The 16,451-nt window shown below is 74.4% G+C and carries 14 protein-coding genes; 8 read left to right on the top strand and 6 right to left on the bottom strand.

Annotation, left to right across the window (positions count from 1 at the left end; all coding sequences use genetic code 11):
* Both H181DRAFT_RS16395 and H181DRAFT_RS16390 read right to left on the bottom strand, forming a co-directional pair.
* Positions 1-3,450: a S41 family peptidase gene (locus H181DRAFT_RS16395; protein WP_045865231.1), complete on the bottom strand. Its 3,450-nt coding sequence runs from the start codon at positions 3,448-3,450 to the stop codon at positions 1-3.
* A gap of 496 nt (positions 3,451-3,946) precedes the next feature.
* Complete coding sequence (locus tag H181DRAFT_RS16390; protein WP_045865230.1) at positions 3,947-4,360, bottom strand: SsgA family sporulation/cell division regulator; 414 nt, start codon at positions 4,358-4,360, stop codon at positions 3,947-3,949.
* Between the two features lie 346 nt (positions 4,361-4,706).
* On the opposite strand from H181DRAFT_RS16390, the gene H181DRAFT_RS16385 reads away from it, so the two are divergent.
* Genes H181DRAFT_RS16385 through H181DRAFT_RS16370 form a run of 4 tightly spaced genes read left to right on the top strand, consistent with a single transcriptional unit; the run spans position 4,707 to position 8,885 of the window.
* Positions 4,707-5,912: an energy-coupling factor ABC transporter permease gene (locus tag H181DRAFT_RS16385; RefSeq protein WP_078895776.1), complete on the top strand. Its 1,206-nt coding sequence runs from the start codon at positions 4,707-4,709 to the stop codon at positions 5,910-5,912.
* Positions 5,909-6,697, top strand: a complete 789-nt coding sequence (gene cbiQ / locus H181DRAFT_RS16380; protein WP_045865229.1) for a cobalt ECF transporter T component CbiQ — start codon at positions 5,909-5,911, stop codon at positions 6,695-6,697. Before H181DRAFT_RS16385 ends, cbiQ begins: the two co-directional genes overlap by 4 nt.
* Positions 6,694-7,497, top strand: coding sequence for an energy-coupling factor ABC transporter ATP-binding protein (locus tag H181DRAFT_RS16375; protein WP_254666869.1), 804 nt, complete (start codon positions 6,694-6,696; stop codon positions 7,495-7,497). Before cbiQ ends, H181DRAFT_RS16375 begins: the two co-directional genes overlap by 4 nt.
* A gap of 47 nt (positions 7,498-7,544) precedes the next feature.
* Positions 7,545-8,885, top strand: a complete 1,341-nt coding sequence (locus tag H181DRAFT_RS16370; protein WP_254666868.1) for a serine hydrolase domain-containing protein — start codon at positions 7,545-7,547, stop codon at positions 8,883-8,885.
* A 62-nt stretch (positions 8,886-8,947) separates the two neighbouring features.
* Here H181DRAFT_RS16370 and H181DRAFT_RS16365 read toward each other — a convergent pair whose 3' ends face one another.
* The gene (locus H181DRAFT_RS16365; protein ID WP_052708607.1) at positions 8,948-9,427 is read right to left on the bottom strand and encodes an ATP-binding protein; all 480 of its coding nucleotides are present in this window, start codon (positions 9,425-9,427) and stop codon (positions 8,948-8,950) included.
* 137 nt (positions 9,428-9,564) lie between these two features.
* Here H181DRAFT_RS16365 and H181DRAFT_RS16360 point away from each other — a divergent pair, with 137 nt between their 5' ends.
* From H181DRAFT_RS16360 to H181DRAFT_RS16345, 4 genes are all read left to right on the top strand, one after another.
* Positions 9,565-10,446, top strand: coding sequence for a helix-turn-helix domain-containing protein (locus tag H181DRAFT_RS16360; RefSeq protein ID WP_045865227.1), 882 nt, complete (start codon positions 9,565-9,567; stop codon positions 10,444-10,446).
* 284 nt (positions 10,447-10,730) lie between these two features.
* Entirely contained in the window at positions 10,731-11,546 is an 816-nt protein-coding gene (locus H181DRAFT_RS16355) for an SAM-dependent methyltransferase (protein WP_045865226.1), read from the top strand.
* Entirely contained in the window at positions 11,543-11,842 is a 300-nt protein-coding gene (locus H181DRAFT_RS16350) for a hypothetical protein (protein WP_045865225.1), read from the top strand. The genes H181DRAFT_RS16355 and H181DRAFT_RS16350 overlap by 4 nt, the downstream gene beginning before the upstream one ends.
* Before the next feature lie 124 nt (positions 11,843-11,966).
* Positions 11,967-12,785 carry an SDR family NAD(P)-dependent oxidoreductase gene (locus H181DRAFT_RS16345; protein ID WP_045865224.1) on the top strand — a complete coding sequence of 273 codons (819 nt, stop codon included), beginning with the start codon at positions 11,967-11,969 and terminating at the stop codon, positions 12,783-12,785.
* Between the two features lie 30 nt (positions 12,786-12,815).
* On the opposite strand, the gene H181DRAFT_RS16340 is transcribed toward H181DRAFT_RS16345, so the two are convergent.
* The 3 genes from H181DRAFT_RS16340 to H181DRAFT_RS16330 form a co-directional block, all read right to left on the bottom strand.
* Complete coding sequence (locus tag H181DRAFT_RS16340) at positions 12,816-13,769, bottom strand: 4-(cytidine 5'-diphospho)-2-C-methyl-D-erythritol kinase (protein ID WP_254666867.1); 954 nt, start codon at positions 13,767-13,769, stop codon at positions 12,816-12,818.
* Positions 13,766-14,620 (bottom strand): 16S rRNA (adenine(1518)-N(6)/adenine(1519)-N(6))-dimethyltransferase RsmA, encoded by an 855-nt coding sequence (gene rsmA, locus H181DRAFT_RS16335; protein WP_045865399.1) that lies wholly within the window; start codon positions 14,618-14,620, stop codon positions 13,766-13,768. The genes H181DRAFT_RS16340 and rsmA overlap by 4 nt, the downstream gene beginning before the upstream one ends.
* A gap of 143 nt (positions 14,621-14,763) precedes the next feature.
* Positions 14,764-16,227 (bottom strand): resuscitation-promoting factor, encoded by a 1,464-nt coding sequence (locus tag H181DRAFT_RS16330; protein WP_254666866.1) that lies wholly within the window; start codon positions 16,225-16,227, stop codon positions 14,764-14,766.
* Between the last annotated feature and the right edge of the window lie 224 nt (positions 16,228-16,451).

The following is a 16,451-nucleotide window of genomic DNA, read 5'->3' as shown; positions in this document are numbered from 1 at the left end:
TCAGTGCCGTGGCGGCAGCGGCGGACGGCGCAGGTCGGGAACCCTGCGGTACCCGGGCGGAGCGGCGGCCGGGTGCCTCTCCAGCAGCTCCAGCGCCGTGCGCACGGCGGTCTTCAGCACCAGGGGCCGCCCCTCCGCCCAGTCGACCGGCGACCGCAGCGCCTCGATGTCGGGGGAGATGCCGTGGTTCTCCACCGACCATCCGTACGCGTCGAACCAGGCGGCGTGCATGGGGACGGTGATGGCCGTCCCGTCGACGAGCCGGTGCCGTCCCGTCACTCCGACGACGCCTCCCCAGGTCCGGGCCCCCACGACCGGTCCCAGGCCGAGCAGCCGGAAGGCGGCCGTGATCATGTCGCCGTCGGAGGACGTCATCTCGTCCGCGAGCGCCACGATCGGCCCGCGCGGAGCGTTCCCGGCGTAGCTGACGGGCTCGGCGTCGCGGGTGAGGTCCCAGCCCAGGATGGTGCGGGTGAGCGTCTCGACCACCAGCTCGCTGATGTGGCCTCCCGCGTTGCCCCGTACGTCGATGACCAGAGCCGGACGGGCAACCTCCATGCGCAGGTCGCGGTTGAACTGCGCCCAGCCCGAGCCGCCCATGTCCGGGATGTGCAGGTAGCCGCAGCGTCCGTCGCTCAACTCCCGTACGACCTGGCGGCGTTGGGCGACCCAGTCCTGGTAGCGCAGCGGGCGGTCGTCGACGAGGGGCAGCACCGCCACTCTGCGGGGCGGCAGCGGCGGTCCGGACGGCTCGCCCGGTGCGGCGCCCTCGCCGTCCGGGCCGGGCTGCCGGAAGCCGATCTCGACCGTCGTGCCTCCCGCCGCCGCCAGCAGCGGCCCCGGTCCCGCGACGGGGTCGACGGGGCGTCCGTCGACGTGGGTGAGCACGGCCCCCTCGCGCACGCCGGTGCCCGCGAGCGGCGAACGGGCCTTGGAGTCCGACGAGTCGCCGGGCAGGATGCGCTGGATGTGCCACTCCCCGGACGGGGTGCGTGCGAGGTTCGCTCCGAGCAGCCCGATGGGCCGGTGGTAGGGGGAGGGCCCTTCGTCGCGCCGTGCGGGCGAGACGTAGGCGTGGGAGGTGCCGAGTTCGCCGAGGACCTCGCGCAGCAGGTCCGCGAACTCGTCCGGCGAGGCGACGCGTTCGACCAGCGGCCGGTACTGGCCGAGCACGGCGTCCCAGTCGATGCCGCCCATCCCGGGCTCCCAGAAGTGGGCCCGTACGATCCGGCCCGCCTCCTGGTACGCCTGGCGCCACTCGGCGGCCGGATCGACCGTGTGCATCACGCGCCGCAGGTCGATGTGGGTGGTGTTCTCCTCCTCGGCGGCCTCGTCTGCGGGGACGGCGCGCAGGTCGCCGTCGTCGTTGACGACGAGGCGCGAACCGTCGCCGCTGACCGCGAACCAGTCGACGTCGCCGGTGAGTTCGGTGCGCTTGGCCTTGGCGAGGTCGAAGTGTTCGAGGGTCGGACGCCCCGAGGTGTCGGCGGGGTCGGCGAACGTCTCGCCCAGCGCGCCCGAGATCGGGTAGCGCAGCCACACGAGTCCGCCTCCGGCGACCGCGCGCAGCGACGAGTACTTGGACGCGGTGACGGGGAACGGGGTGACCCTGCTCTCCAGGCCCTCGGCGTCCACCACCACGGGGCCTTCCTCCCCGCCGCCGTCCTCGGGGTCCAGGCCCCCCGGCGCGGGCCGGCCCTCGGGGGAGAGGGCGAAGGGCGAGGGCGTGGCGGGCGAGAGAGGCACGAGGTACGGGCGGCAGCCCAGCGGGAAGGAGAGATCGCCGGTGTGCACGTCGTACACCGGGTCGAAGCCGCGCCACGAGAGGAAGGCCAGGTAGCGGCCGTCCCGGGTGAAGACGGGCTGCTCGTCCTCGAAGCGGCCGTCGGTGACGTCGAGGACGGTGCGGACCCCGTCCTCGCCCGCCGCCAGCTTCGCGATCTTGATCTGGCTCAGCGAGCGGCCCACCCCGGGGTGCGCCCAGGTGAGCCAGCGCGAGTCGGGCGAGAAGGACAGGTCGTGCACCGGGCCGTTGTCCGACCGGACCAGCTCGGTGATGCCGCCGGGGCCGGAACCGCCGCCGTCCGGGCCGGTGCCCGCGTTCGCGTCGCTGCCCGGGTCGGTGCCCGCGTTCGCGTCTCTGCCCGAGCCCGAGCCCGTGCCCGCCCCGCCGCCGTCCGGCCGTTCCACGTCGATCAGCAGCAGCCGTCCGTCGTGGGAGGCGACCGCCACCAGGCTCCCGTCGGGGGCGGCCGCCAGTTCGCGTACCCGGCCCAGCAGTCCCGCCGCCAGCCGCCGGGGCGGGCCCGCGCCCGTCGCCCTGGGCAGGTCCGCGACCTCCACGGCGTCCTCGCCGGTGGCGTCCGTGACATAGACGATCTTCCCGGTGTCGCCGAGCATGTGCGGCGTGTGGACCCGCACGCCCGGGGTGTCCGCGACGGCGCGCGCCGGGCCGTCCCGGTGCGTGAGCCAGTACAGGCTGCCCCGTACGCACACGGCGCTGGCGCGACCGGTCGCGTCGACGGCCAGCGAGTCCAGGTTGGACGCGGCCGGCACCTGGTAGGTGCGGCGTCCCGACCGGGAGCCGCCGAGCGTGATGTCGAGGCGGCGGGGCCCGCCCCGGGCGGAGAAGTCCTCGACGATCCACAGCCGGCCGCCGCACTGGTAGACCACGCGGTGGCCGTCGGTGGAGGCGTTGCGGGCGTAGAAGTCGTCGTGGTCGGTGTGGCGGCGCAGGTCGGAGCCGTCCGGGAGGCACGAGTAGAGGTTCCCCACGCCCTCGTGGTCGGAGAGGAAGGCGACGCGGTTGTTCTCCAGCACCATCACCGAGTCCAGATGCCCTTCGAGCTCGGGCAGCAGCCGCTCGCCGTGCAGCCACAGCCGTCCCATGGCGCCGCCGCGGTAGCGCTTCCAGGACGCGGGATCGTGCGGCGGCTTGCCCGTCAGCAGCAGGGTGCGGCGCGCCCCTCCGATCCCGGCGACGGCGATGTCGGCCACCGGGCCCCACGGCAGGCGGCTGCCCGGGCTGCCGTCCGTGGGGAGGCGGTACGACCAGGTGTGGTAGCTGAAGGGCTGATCGTGGGAGGAGACGGCCAGCACGTCGCCCTCGGGGGTCCAGCCGCAGACGCGGGCCTGCCCGGCACCCCAGTAGGTGAGCCGGCGGGACGGGCCGCCGCCCGCAGGGACGAGATGGACCTCCGGGTCGAGGCTGCGCCAGGAGGTGAAGGCGATCTGCCGGCCGTCCGGTGAGAAGCGGGGGTGGCTGATGCGGGTCCGGTCCACCGTCAGCCGCCAGGCACGCCCACGGTCCATGCCGCCCTCGCCGCGGCGGGTGGCGCCCGGCGTCATCGGCGCCACCCACACGTCGTCCTCGGCGACGAAGCAGACGAGGTCGCCGTGGAGGTGCGGGAAGCGCAGGTACGGGAGGTCCGCCCCGTCGGCGTCGGTCACGGCCTGCCCCGCCCCGGCCCGCCGAGGCGGATCGCGAGCAGGCCCTCCCCGGGCCCGCTGCTTCCGTGCCTCGGGCCGGCGACCCTGCGGATGCTTCCGTCACACGACCGGGGTTCGCTGTGCATGGCCATGTCTGCCATGGTTCGAGCAGGTGGGAACACCGGCAACTCGTGACCGCCCCGGAGAGGCGCGGCCGTGCGCCGAAGGGCCCTCCGGGAGCGCTGCGCGCGGGCGGCGGCGGGAGGGCCGGATGCGGGTGCGGCGCGCTCAGCGCGCGGTCTGCGCGGTCTGCGCGGTCCGCGCGAGCCGGGCCGGGCGGCGGAGGGCCCGGACGTCCCGGGTGCGCCGTCCGTCTGCGCCCGGTATGCCGCCCGTCCTGGCGGCGGGGCCCCTTCCCCGCGGGGCCGGTATGCGGTGCGCGCGCCGAGGAGCCGGGGGCTGCGCGGCCGAGGTCCTGGCGTTTCCGTTCACTGCTGCTGTGACGTTTCCGTCCACGTCAGACACCGCGCAGCAGCACGGCCAGCCCGTTCTCGACGTCCACGTCGCCGTGCTCCTGGCCGGCGGGCACCACGTCGTAGGTGCGCAGCAGGAACCGCCGCAGGTCCGCGCTGGCGAACTCGACCACGGCGACGCCCTCTTCGGAGAGCAGCTCGACGACGGTGCGGGAGCCGTCCCGCGGCCAGACGTGCACGTCCCCCTCGCCCGCCGGCTCCCGCAGCCCGGTGTCGAGGAGGTCGCGGGCGAAGGCCCAGGCGACCTCGGCGCCGTCGAGGGAGGCGTCCGCGGGGAAGACCAGCCGCACCGCGAGCGGGTCCGTTTCGTCGTAGCGGAGGCGGGCGCCGAAGTAACGATCGGCGGGCGGTTCCGCGATCAGCCGGGCCGTCACGGATTGATCGAAGACTGCGGACATCCTCTGCTCCTCTGTCGTCGGGCGGCTGACCGCTCAGGACTGGGTTGCCCCTTCTCGCTGCTAGACGCGCGAGGAGGCGAAACGTCACTTGAAAACCCGGGTGAGCTACGCCACAGAGTCCGTTTTGGGAGTGAACGACCGCCCCCCGGACGTGAATTCCCCCAGACGCGTCTACCCGCCCGGGCGCCTCTCCATGGTTCGCGGTGCCGATCGATCCTTGCGGCCCGGCGGTTCCAGCCATGACGGCGCTCTTGCAATCAGTTTGCAGGAAGGCCCTATCATCGAACGGTTTGCATGTCCGGAACCATCCGGAACCACCAGTCGGATCGAGAAGCGGAGCGGCGTTATGCATGTCCCTGACGGATTCTTCGACGCCCCTGTCTCGGCAGCCGCGGGAGTGGCGGCGGCGGGGGCGGTCGCCCTCTCGCTGCGCGGTGCCCGCCGCGAACTGAGCGGCACTGGCGGCGCCGAACGGAGCGCCGCCGTGGGCGGGGAGCGTACGGCGCCGCTGGCCGGGCTGGTGGCCGCCTTCATCTTCGCCGTCCAGATGCTCAACTTCCCCGTCGCGGCCGGAACCAGCGGGCACCTGCTCGGCGGGGCGCTCGCCGCGATACTCGTGGGGCCGTTCACGGGCGTGCTCTGCGTCTCGGTCGTCCTGCTGATGCAGGGCCTGCTCTTCGCGGACGGCGGGCTCACCGCGCTGGGCGTGAACATCGTCCTCATGGGCGTGGTCACGGTCGTCGTCGCGTACGGGCTGCTCCGGGGGCTGCTGCGTGTCCTGCCCCGCAGCCGCGGCAGCGTCACCGCCGCCTCCTTCGTCGCGGCCCTGGTGTCGGTGCCCGCCTCCGCGATCGCGTTCACCGGGCTCTACGCGCTGGGCGGCACGGCCGACGTGTCCCTGGGCAAGGTCTTCGCCGCGATGACGAGCGTGCATGTGCTGATCGGCGTCGGCGAGGCGGTCATCACGGCCGCCACGGTGGGCGCGGTCATCTCCGTCCGGCCCGATCTCGTCCACGGGGCGCGGGAGTTGGCGTCCGGTCCGCTGAAGCTGCGTACCGTCGAGGTGGCCACGCCCGGCGACGCCACCGAGGGGACGGCCGCCGGTCCCGCCGCGGCGCCGGCCGAGTCCGCCGCACCGGCCGCCGCGACGGCCGCGCAGGCCCCCGCCGCGCCCCGGAGCAACCGCCGGATGTGGCTGGGCGGCCTGCTGGCCACGGTGCTCTGCGCCGGCGTTGTCAGCTTCTACGCCTCCGCAAGCCCCGACGGCCTGGAGAAGGTCGCGGCGGACAACGGCATCGACGAGAAGGCGCGGGACCACGACGCCGCGGACTCCCCGCTCGCCGACTACGGCATCGCGGACATCGCCGACGCGCGCCTCTCCGGCGGCCTGGCGGGAGTCATCGGCGTCGGCGTGACCCTCGCCGTGGGCAGCGGGGTCTTCGTGGCCGTTCGCCGCAGGCGGCCGGAGGACGCCCCGGCGGGCGCGGACTCCCACTCCGCCGGCGACTCCGCCGGCGGCACCGGCGGAGACGCCGCCCGCACCGGCGCGTGAGCACCCGCCACGCGGGGCACGCCCACAAGCTCTACCTGCACGCCCACTCGCCGGTGCACTCCCTCCCCGCGCACTGCAAGCTCGCCGCCGTCTTCGCGTTCGTCCTCCTCGTCGTCGCGACGCCGCGCGAGGCGGTGTGGGCCTTCGGGCTGTACGCGCTGCTGCTCGCGGCGGTCGCGGCGGCGGCGCGGGTGCCGTACGGGCATCTGCTCAAGAGGATGCTGATCGAGGTGCCGTTCGTCGGCTTCGCGCTGCTGATGCCGTTCGTCGCGGAGGGCCCGTACACCGAACTGGGCGGCGTACCGGGGCTGTCCGGGGTCTCCCTCTCGGTGTCCGGGCTGTGGAGCGCCTGGAACATCCTCGCCAAGGGAACGCTGGGCGTCGCCGCGTCCGTCCTGCTCGCCTCCACGACGGAGCTGCGCGAACTGCTCCTCGGGCTGCAGAAACTGAGGCTGCCGCCGCTGCTGGTGCAGATCGCCTCCTTCATGATCCGCTACGGCGACGTCATCGCGGACGAGATGCGGCGGATGCGCGTCGCCCGCCTGTCCAGGGGGTTCCGCGCCACCGGCGTACGGCAGTGGGGCGTCCTCGCCAAGTCGGCGGGGGCGCTGTTCATCCGCTCCTACGAGCGCGGGGAGCGCGTCCACCTCGCCATGGTCAGCCGCGGCTACACCGGCACGATGCCCGTGGTCGACGAGGCCGTCGCGACGCGTGCGCAGTGGGGCGGTGCCGCCGCCCTCCCGCTCGCGGCGCTCGCGGTGTGTCTGCTGGGATGGGCGCTGTGACGAGCACCGACGGCACCGGCACCGGCAGCGCGCGGCCCGCGGACGGCCCGCCGCCCTCCCTCGAGGTCTCCGGCCTCGCCTACGCCTATCCGGACGGCCACCAGGCCCTGTTCGGGGTCGACCTGACCGTCCGGCGCGGTGAACGCGTGGCGCTGCTCGGCCCCAACGGGGCCGGAAAGACCACGCTCGTGCTGCACCTCAACGGCATCCTCACGGCCGGCGCGGGCTCCGTGAGCGTCGCGGGGCTGCCCCTGGAGCCGCGGAACGTCGCCGAGATCAGGCGCCGCGTCGGCATCGTCTTCCAGGACCCCGACGACCAGCTCTTCATGCCGACGGTCCGCGAGGACGTCGCCTTCGGGCCCGCCACGGCGGGGCTGCGCGGCGAGGAGCTGGCCTCGCGGGTCCGGCACGCGCTGGAGCAGGTCGGCATGGAGTCCCACGCGGACCGGCCGCCGCACCACCTGTCCTTCGGCCAGCGCCGCCGGGTCGCAGTGGCGACGGTGCTGGCGATGCGCCCGGAGATCCTCGTCCTGGACGAGCCGTCCTCCAACCTCGATCCGGCCTCCCGCCGTGAACTGGCCGACATCCTGAGCACGTTGGACGTCACCGTGCTCATGGTCACGCACGATCTGCCCTACGCCCTTCAGCTCTGCCCCCGGTCCGTCGTGCTGAGCGACGGCGTGATCGTCGCCGACGGGGGTACACAGCAACTCCTGTGCGACGAGGGGCTGATGGCGCGGCACCGTCTGGAACTGCCCTTCGGCTTCGACCCCGGATCGGTGACGGTCCCGGGGCGGTAGCACCATGTAGGTGCACGGGAAGACGGCACGAGCGGACGGACGAGGGCGTGAGCGCGCAGAACGCTGAGAACGCGGATGACGCTGTGGACGTCCGGGGCGAGGTGGCGGACGGGTACGAACCGGTCCGTGAGGCGTTCGCCGAGAACTTCCGCACGCGCGGGGAGACCGGCGCCGCGCTGACGGTCCACCGCGAGGGACGGATCGTCGTCGACCTGTGGGCCGGCGGCAGGAACGCGGCACCCGGCGCGGAGAGCGGGACGGAGGCGGACGGCGGGGCCTGGCAGTCCGGCACCGCGGCCGTCGTGCGCTCCGCCTCCAAGGGCCCGGCGGCGGCCGTGCTCCATCTGCTGCACCAGCGGGGCCAGTTGGACCTGGACGCGCCCGTGGCGACCTACTGGCCGGAGTTCAAGGCGAACGGCAAGGACCGGCTCCTGGTCCGCCACGTGCTCGCGCACCGCGGGGGGCTGCCCGCGCTGGACGTCCCGCTCACCCCGGAGCAGGCCTACGACGGGATCAGCGGCCCCGCCGCCCTGGCCGCTCAGGCGCCCGACTGGGAGCCCGGCACGGCGCACGGCTACCACCCGCACACCTATGGCTGGCTGCTCGGCGAACTCGTGCAGCGCGCCACGGGCCGTCCGCTGGGTCGCTGGTTCGCGGAGGAGGTGGCGCGGCCCCTGGGGCTCGACATCTGGTTCGGCCTCCCCGGCGCCGGGCACGGTCCGTCCGGCCTCGCGCGCCTCGCCGACGTGCCGACCCCCGAGCCGTCCGCCGCCGCGGGGCTGCGGGTGCGGCCCAAGCGTGAGGTGACGGCGGCGTACGGCGACCCGGCCTCGCTGACGAGGCGGGCCTTCGACTCCATAGACCCGCGTCCCGACGAGAACAGTCCCGCGTGCCTCGCCGCCGGGCTCCCCGGCTCGGGGGCCGTCGCCACGGCACGCTCGCTCTCCCGCTTCTACGCCGCGCTCATCGGCCCGCTGCCCGACGCCCGGCGCGCGCCCGGCGCACCGCACGGAGCCGGGCCCGCGGCGGGACGGGAGGCCGCCCCCGCGGCCGTCGCGGAACGGCGGACGGCGCGGAGCGTACAGGCGTCACAGAAGCGGCTGTTCACTCCCGCGACGCTCACCCAGGCACGCTCGCAGGAGTCGAGCGGACCGGACCGTGTGCTGGTCGTCAACTCCCGCTTCGGGTTGGGGTTCATGCTGCACAGCCCCTCGGCGCCGATGCTGGCCCGGGGTTCGTTCGGGCACCCGGGACGCGGCGGTTCGCTGGCGTTCGCCGACCCCGAGTCCGGTACGGCCGTCGCGTACGTCACCGCCGCCATGCAGCGCTCGGTGACGTCGGACCCGCGCACGCACGCCGTGGTACGGGCCCTGCGGGCCTGCCTGTAGGGCGGTTCCGCCACCGGGGCGGGCGCGCCGCACGCGTCCGTGTGCCGGACCTGGGCCCGCGGTCAGACCCGCAGCCGGGCCCACACGACGTTGCCGCGCGTGACGGGCGACGCCGTCGCGCCCCAGCTCTCGGACAGCGCCTCGACGATGTGCAGCCCGCGGCCGCCCTCCTTCTCCGCCGTCGGTGTGCGGCGGCACGGGGCACGGCTGCCGGAGTCGTCGTCGTGGACCTCCAACTGCACCCCGCCGTACGGCGAGGAGGTGGCGGCGCACACGATCCAGCTGCTGTCGGTGTGCTTCACGGCATTCGTGGCCAGCTCCGAGATGACAAGGGCCGCCTGTTCGCGTAAATCGGGACAGACGCCCCGTTCGCGGAGCCAGCGGTCCATGGCATGGCGGGCCCGGGGGACGCTGACGTCCTCGGCCGGCAGCCGGAGCGCGTGTGAATCCGTGGTCGTGTCGGACGGATGGCGCGGTGGGAGGTGCGTGGGGGGCACGCTCAAGGGGAGCACGGAGTTCACTATGAGCGCTGCGGTCTTCAACTCGCAAGCTTCCTTCTGATAATTTCAGAGTGAAGACCCGGTGGAGAGACGGAAGTTGACGCCCCGACAGATGTCGGACACTGTCAGCGTCGCTGTGAACGAGAACCGCTGTCGACGCCGATCCCCGGAGGTGGGGCGTGACTGATGCACTGCCGAGTGGGTCGAGTGCCCCCACGGTGCTGCGCATCATCCTCGGAAAGCGGCTCAAGGAGCTGCGCGAGGGATCGGGCGTCCGTGTCGAGGACGCCGCCAAGGCCCTTCGGGTCAACCACCTGACGATCAGGCGCATGGAGAACGCGCAGGTCGGCCTCAAAGTCCCGTACGTCAAAGAGCTGTTGAGGCTCTACGGCGTCGGCGACGCGGAGATCGGCGAGTTCATCTCGATGGCCGAGCAGGCCAACGCGCCCGGCTGGTGGTACCCGTTCCGCGACGCGCTGCCGGACTGGTTCCGTGCGTACGTCAGCCTGGAGACGGACGCCCAGGTGATCCGCGTCTACGAACCCCACTACGTCACCGGCCTCCTGCAGACACGCGACTACGCGCGCGCCGTCATCCGGGCGGGCTTCCCCAACGCGTCCGAGGAGGCGCTGGAGCACCGCGTGGACCTGCGGGTGCGCCGCCAGGCGCTGCTGGAGCAGCCGGACGCCCCGACGCTGTGGGTGGTGCTCGAAGAGGCGGCGCTGCGGCGGGACGTGGGCGGCGCGGAGGTCATGCGGGGCCAGATGGACCGGCTCATCGAGGTGGCCGGGCATCCCGGCATCACGCTGCGGATCGTCCCCATGGCGGCGGGGGCACACCCGGCGACGGGCGGCCATCTGACCTATTTCCGCTTCCGCGAACGGGAGTTGCAGGACATCGTCTATACCGAGGTGGGGCTCACCAGCGCCGTCTACCTGGACCAGAGACCCGACGTGGTCACGCATCTGGAGGCGCTGACCCGCGTCTCGCTGCTGGCCTCCGAGTACGTGCCCGACCCGCGGACGTACTTGATGAACCTGCGCAAGGAGTACGCCAGATGACCGTCCCCGCACCGGAGTCCGGGCCGCGCTCCGGCTGAGGGAGGCCGGGCGGCCACGCGGGCGCAGCACCGGTCGGCCGCCGGCCGGAGCCCGCACCAGGGGACAGCGGGGGACAGCGGGGGACAGCACCGGAAGCAGTACGGAAGCAGAACCGAGAACACGAGGACGAGCGCCCGACCAGCGCGGATCCCAGCACCATCCCCGGATCCACAGACCAATCCGACCGGTCGCGCGGAGCACGCGCCCTGTGCTCCCGCGGCCCACAGGCAGAAAAGGGATGAACGATGACCACGTCCGGCAAGCCGGAGATCGACACCAGCAGGCCGCACTCTGCCCGGATGTACGACTACTACCTCGGCGGCAAGGACTGGTATCCCGTCGACGAGGAAGCCGCCGAGAAGGTGCTGACGGTCTGCCCGCAGATCCGTCTCACCGCGGAGACGAACCGCTCGTTCATGCACCGGGCGACGCGGGCCCTCGCCTCCGAGTACGGCGTCCGCCAGTTCGTCGACATCGGCACCGGCATCCCCACCTCGCCCAACCTGCACCAGGTCGCACAGGGCGTGGCGCCCGACGCGCGCGTCGTCTACGCCGACCACGACGCCACGGTGCTCGAGTACGCCCACGTCCTGATGCGCAGCTCGCCCGAGGGCCGCACGGCCTACATCAGCGCCGACATCCGCGAGGACGACATCCTCGCCTCGCCCCGGCTGCGCGAGATCATCGACCTCGACGAGCCGGTGGCGCTCTCCCTCGTCGCGCTCCTGCACTTCGTCCCCGACGAGAACAAGCCGTACGAGATCGTCCGCGGTCTGGTCGACCGGCTCGCTCCCGGCAGCTTCCTCGTCCTCTCGCACTGCACCACCGACTTCGACGCCGCCGCCTGGCAGGGCGTGAAGAAGGTCTACGACGCGGGCGGCACGACGGTGCAGCTCCGCTCCCACCGGGAGGTCGGGCTGTTCTTCGACGGTCTGGAGCTGCTCGACCCCGGGGTGGCCGCCGCCCACGAGTGGCGCCCCGAGGAGGGCCACGAACTCGGCGCCGACGCCGAGCAGCTGCGCAGCGCCACGCTCTACGCGGGCGTGGGCAGGAAGCCGTGAACGCCCCCGTGAGCAAGGGCTCACCCGGGCCCGGGCGCGGGCCGACGCCGCAGCAGCTGGAGGCGGCCCGCGTCCGTGCCCGTACGACGGGGGAGAGCCTGGAGCAGGTGCTCGCGGTCTTCATGGGCGCGGGCCGGTACGGGAGCGAGGCCGCAGCGGCGGCCCCGCAGGCCGCGGGCCTCCCGGCGCCCGGCACGGGCGGGGAGCCCGAACACCTGGCGCCGGTCCTCCCGTTCAAGCGGGCGGGCCGCGACGGCACCCCGGCTCCGGGCGGCGACGGCGAGCAGAAGGACTGACCCCCGCCCCGGCGCGGGCGGGACTCCCGGAGGACGTCCGGCAGGGCTCCAGGCGGAACGCCCGCCGGGGCCCGCCGCCGGACGGCTCTCGCCGTCCGGCCGGTTACGGCGTTAGCCTCGCCCGATGCGGCGGTTCGAGGGTTACGCGGTGCTGGTGACCGCGGCCGGGCAGGGGATCGGCGCGGCCGTCTCCCGCCGGCTGGCGGCAGAGGGAGCCAGGGTGCTCGTGACGGACGTGGACGGAGAGCGGGCCGGACGCGCGGCGGAGGAGATCCGCGACGCCGCGGGCGGGCAGGACGCCCCCGGCGGCCACGCGGAGGCCCTCGTCTGCGACGTGCGCGACAGGGGCAGCGTCGAGGCCGCGGTGGCGCACGCCGTCGAGCGGTTCGGCCGGCTGGACGTCCTCGTCAGCAACGCCTACTCCTGCCACCCCGACGTGGAGCTGCTGGAGGACGAGCCGGACGGGAACTGGGAACGGGACATCGACACCACCCTCACCGGCGCCTTCCGCTGCGCACGCGCCGCGATGCCCCATCTCGCGGCCGCCGGCGGCCGCGGCGCGATCGTCCACATCGGCTCGGTCAACGGCCTCCAGGACTTCGGCAACCACGCCTACAGCGCGGCCAAGGCGGGCCTGACGAGCCTCACCCGCACGCTGGCCGGGGCGGGCGGGCCCCGAGGGGTGCGCGTCAACCTCGTCGCCCCCGGAACGGTGCGCACCGCCGCGTGGTCCGGCCGCGGCGAGGTGCTGGATCGGCTCGGCGAGGTCTACCCGCTCGGCCGCGTCGGCAGCCCGGACGACATCGCGGCCGCCGTCGCCTTCCTCGCATCGGCCGACGCCGCGTGGATCACGGGCGTCACCCTGCCCGTGGACGGCGGCATCACGTCCGTCAACTCCGCTTTCCGGCACGTGGTCCGGGACGACGGCGGTGCCGGGGCGTGACCCGCGCCGCCGGGCTGACTTCGGCAGGCTTCAGCCCTGGCGCACGACCGTAGCCCCGGGAGCGGGGCCCGTGGCGGTGCGTGCGGTACGGCAGTGGCCCGAGGCGCGCAGCGTGGCCGCCACGGCCTCGGCAGAAGCGGCGTCCTCGGTGAGGAACGCGCACGTCGGTCCCGAGCCGGACACGAGAGCGGCGAGCGCCCCGGCGGCCTCACCGGCCTTGAGGGTGTCCGCGAGCGACGGGCGCAGCGAGACCGCCGCCGCCTGGAGGTCGTTGGAGAGGGCTTCCGCGAGAGCGCGGGCGTCGCCGCCGCGCAGCGCCTCCAGCAGCGCCCTCGACGCCTCCGGCTCCGGGACCGCCTCCACGGTCGCGCCTCCGCCGCCGGCCTCGCGCAGCCTGTCGCATTCGCGGTAGACGGCGGGCGTGGAGAGGCCGCCGTCCGCGACGGCGAACACCCAGTGGAAGGCGCCGCCGGTCTCCAGGGGCGTCAGCAGCTCGCCACGGCCGCGTCCCAGCGCGGCGCCGCCCACGAGGGAGAACGGGACGTCCGAACCCAACTCCGCGCACATGGCGAGGAGTTCGTCCCGCGACGTGTCTGTGCCCCACAGGGCGTCGCAGGCGAGCAGCGCGCCCGCCGCGTCGGCGCTGCCGCCGGCCATGCCTCCCGCGACGGGGATGTCCTTGGCGATGTGCAGCCGCACGTCGGGGGCACGGCCGTGCCGGGAGGCGAGCAGCCGCGCGGCACGGACGGCCAGATTGCTCTCGTCCAGGGGCACTTGGGAGGCGTCGGCGCCCTCGGCGGTGACCTGCGGGCCGTCCGCGGGGAACGCGGTGACCTCGTCGTACAGGCCGACGGCGAGGAAGACGTTCGCCAGGCCGTGGAAGCCGTCGGGCCGCAGACCCCCCACGGAGAGCTGGACGTTGACCTTCGCGGGCACCCTCACCGTCACGTACCCGGCGCCGTTCACGAGATCGGCGTCATTCACGCGGCTGTCTCCCTGTGCTGTGCGTGCTGCTCGGCGACCGCGGCGAACTCCTCGACCGTCAGCGCCTCGCCCCGCGCCTGCGGGGAGACCCCCGCCCGGGTCAGCGCCTCCTCCGCCGCCGCCGCCGACCCCGCCCATCCGGAGAGCGCCGAGCGCAGCGTCTTGCGGCGCTGCGCGAACGCCGCGTCGACGACGGCGAAGACCTCCTCGCGTCCCGCGCTCGTGCGCGGAGGGTCCCGGCGTACGAGCGAGACGAGCCCGGAGTCGACGTTCGGCGCGGGCCAGAAGACGCTGCGCCCGATGGCGCCGGCCCGCTTGACGTCGCAGTACCAGGCGGCCTTGACCGAGGGGACGCCGTAGACCTTCGAACCGGGAGGTGCGGCGAGCCGGTCCGCGACCTCCGACTGCACCATGACGAGGACGCGTTGCAGCGTCGGGAACGTGGCCAGCATGTGCAGCAGCACCGGAACGGCCACGTTGTAGGGGAGGTTGGCGACCAGCGCGGTCGGCGGAGGACCCGGCAGCGAGTCCACCTGCATCGCGTCCGCGTGCACGAGCGTGAAGTCGTCCGCGCGCCCCGGCAGCCGGGACCGTACCGTCCCGGGGAGGGCGGCCGCGAGCTGGTCGTCGACCTCGACCGCGGTCACGTGCCGCGCGGCCCGCAGCAGCGCGAGCGTCAGCGAGCCGAGGCCCGGACCGACCTCCAGGACGGTGTCGTCCGCGCGCACATCGGCGGTGCGGACGATGCGGCGCACCGTGTTGGCGTCGATGACGAAGTTCTGCCCCCGCTGCTTGGTGGGCCGCAGCCCCAGCGTCTCCGCGAGTTCGCGGACGTCGGAGGGGCCGAGCAGGGCATCCGCCCCGCCGCCGCCTTCCTGCGGCTCGGGCGCGGGGCCGGTGCCCGGGCCGGATCCGGAACTGCCGCTCTCGCCGCCGGCTCCGGAACCGGTGGCGCGGTCCGGGCCGTGGCCGGGGGCGGGGGCGGGGACTGCGTTCACCGCGCCAGTTTACGGCCGCAGTAGGGCCACGGACTCGCCCCCTGCGATACGTACAGCTTCTTGGCCCGGTACGTCTGCTCCCCCGGGGACGCGTGCTCGGGACGGCCGCTTCCGCCCAGGCCGTTCCACGTGCCGTGGTCCAGCTGGTACAGCCCACCGTGGTGTCCGGAGGCGTCGACGGCGCCGGGCCTGCCGCCCGACTCGCACTGCGCGAGGGCGGCCCAGTTCAGATGGTCGGCGCCGGGCACGGACAGGGGGCTCGTGCCCACGCGGACGATCTGCTCGCGTGGGCGCCGCAGTACCTCGACGGCGATGCGCCGCGGCTTCTCACGCACCCCGTCGACGGTGCGGAGCCGGTAGGTGACCCGCCGAAGGCCGGGCCTCCCCGCCCGGGAGACGACCTCGGTGCCCCGCAGCAGCGTGGGGTCCGCCCGCCGCACCGTCCTGAACGGGATGTGCTCCTCCTTGACCTTCTCCCGGCCGGTGACCCGCATGACGGTGATGGTCTGCCCCTCGCGCGGGAAGCTGTCGATCGGCGCCGACGTCGCGTCCAGGCCGCCGAGTTCGATGCCCGCGTCCCCGAGCGCTTCGAGCACCGTGGCCGCGTTGGTCGCGACCGTCCTCTCACGCCCGTCGGCGAGGAACGTGATGCTCCGCTCGGTCACGACCTCCAGGGTGATGCCGTCCTGACCGATCCGGGCGTCGGGCGCCGTCGACAGCCGCGCGCCCTCGGTGCGGACGCCGAGCTGCCGCAGCGCGCCCGTGACGGTGGCGGCCGTCGTCCACACCCTGCTGCGGGCGCCGTCGAGGGTGAGGTCGATGCGCCTGCCGTGCCGCACGGCGACCCTCTCCCCGTCGGCGATGGCGTGCCGCGGCGAGGGGCCGACCTCGTCGTGGCCGCCGACGTGCACGCCCTGCTCGTCGAGGAGTTCACCGACGTCGTCGGCGAAGGTGTGGACGGTACGCGGCTGCCCGTCGACGGTGAGATGCACCGTCTTGTCGTGTGCGACGAAGGCGGTCGTGCCGCCGGCGAGGAAGGCGACGACGAGGGCCTGCGGCACCAGCCGGCGGAGCGTCTCGGGCCGCTGGGCCGCTCTGCGGGCGCGTTCGGCGCGGCGGGCGGCGGCCCGGCCGCCCGCGGGGCGCACCACCGGGCCGCCGGGCGCGGAGACCGCGTCCGTACGCGGGCGCGCCGGGCGCGGGACCGCGCCGGATCCGGGGCCGGGTCCGGGAACGGAACGGGGCCGTGGCGTGCTCGCGGGCCGTGCGCCGGGCGGAGCCGCCGGTGTGGAGGCCGGTGCCGGAGCAGGTGCGGAGGCGGCCCGGGTCTTCACGCCGGGCGGGCGCCGGGCCTCGTACGAGGGCCGGTACGTGTCGTCGGGGTTCCGGTCGTAGCCGCCGGGAGAGGAGGAGGACGGCGCGCGGTCCGGCTGGAGACGGCCGGGAGGCTGCGCGTACACCGGCGGGACGTACATCGCGGGACGCCCGGGACGTACGGAGTGCCCGCGCGGCGGGGGACCGTATCCCTGCTCCGGTACGCGCGGCACGGTTGCGGCCTGCACGCGCGTCAGGCGTTCTGCCCGGCGCACCGCGCGGTGACTTCCCTGCGACTGCGACTGGCTCAACGACGCACTCCAACTTCCGGCGGGATGTCGCGCGGACTGTAGCCGGAGTCGCGTCACTC

Origin of the sequence: Streptomyces sp. WMMB 714 (assembly GCF_900090125.1) — a bacterium.
Classification (GTDB): domain Bacteria; phylum Actinomycetota; class Actinomycetes; order Streptomycetales; family Streptomycetaceae; genus Streptomyces; species Streptomyces daqingensis.
This window is presented reverse-complemented; position numbering and strand designations above follow the sequence as displayed.

Excerpts from the sequence above, each read along its gene's own strand:
- H181DRAFT_RS16390 (WP_045865230.1), bottom strand. The coding sequence starts at position 4,360 with ATGTCCGCAGTCTTCGATCAATCCGTGACGGCCCGGCTGATCGCGGAA.
- H181DRAFT_RS16345 (WP_045865224.1), top strand. The coding sequence starts at position 11,967 with ATGCGGCGGTTCGAGGGTTACGCGGTGCTGGTGACCGCGGCCGGGCAG.
- H181DRAFT_RS16385 (WP_078895776.1), top strand. The coding sequence starts at position 4,707 with ATGCATGTCCCTGACGGATTCTTCGACGCCCCTGTCTCGGCAGCCGCG.
- H181DRAFT_RS16355 (WP_045865226.1), top strand. The coding sequence starts at position 10,731 with ATGACCACGTCCGGCAAGCCGGAGATCGACACCAGCAGGCCGCACTCT.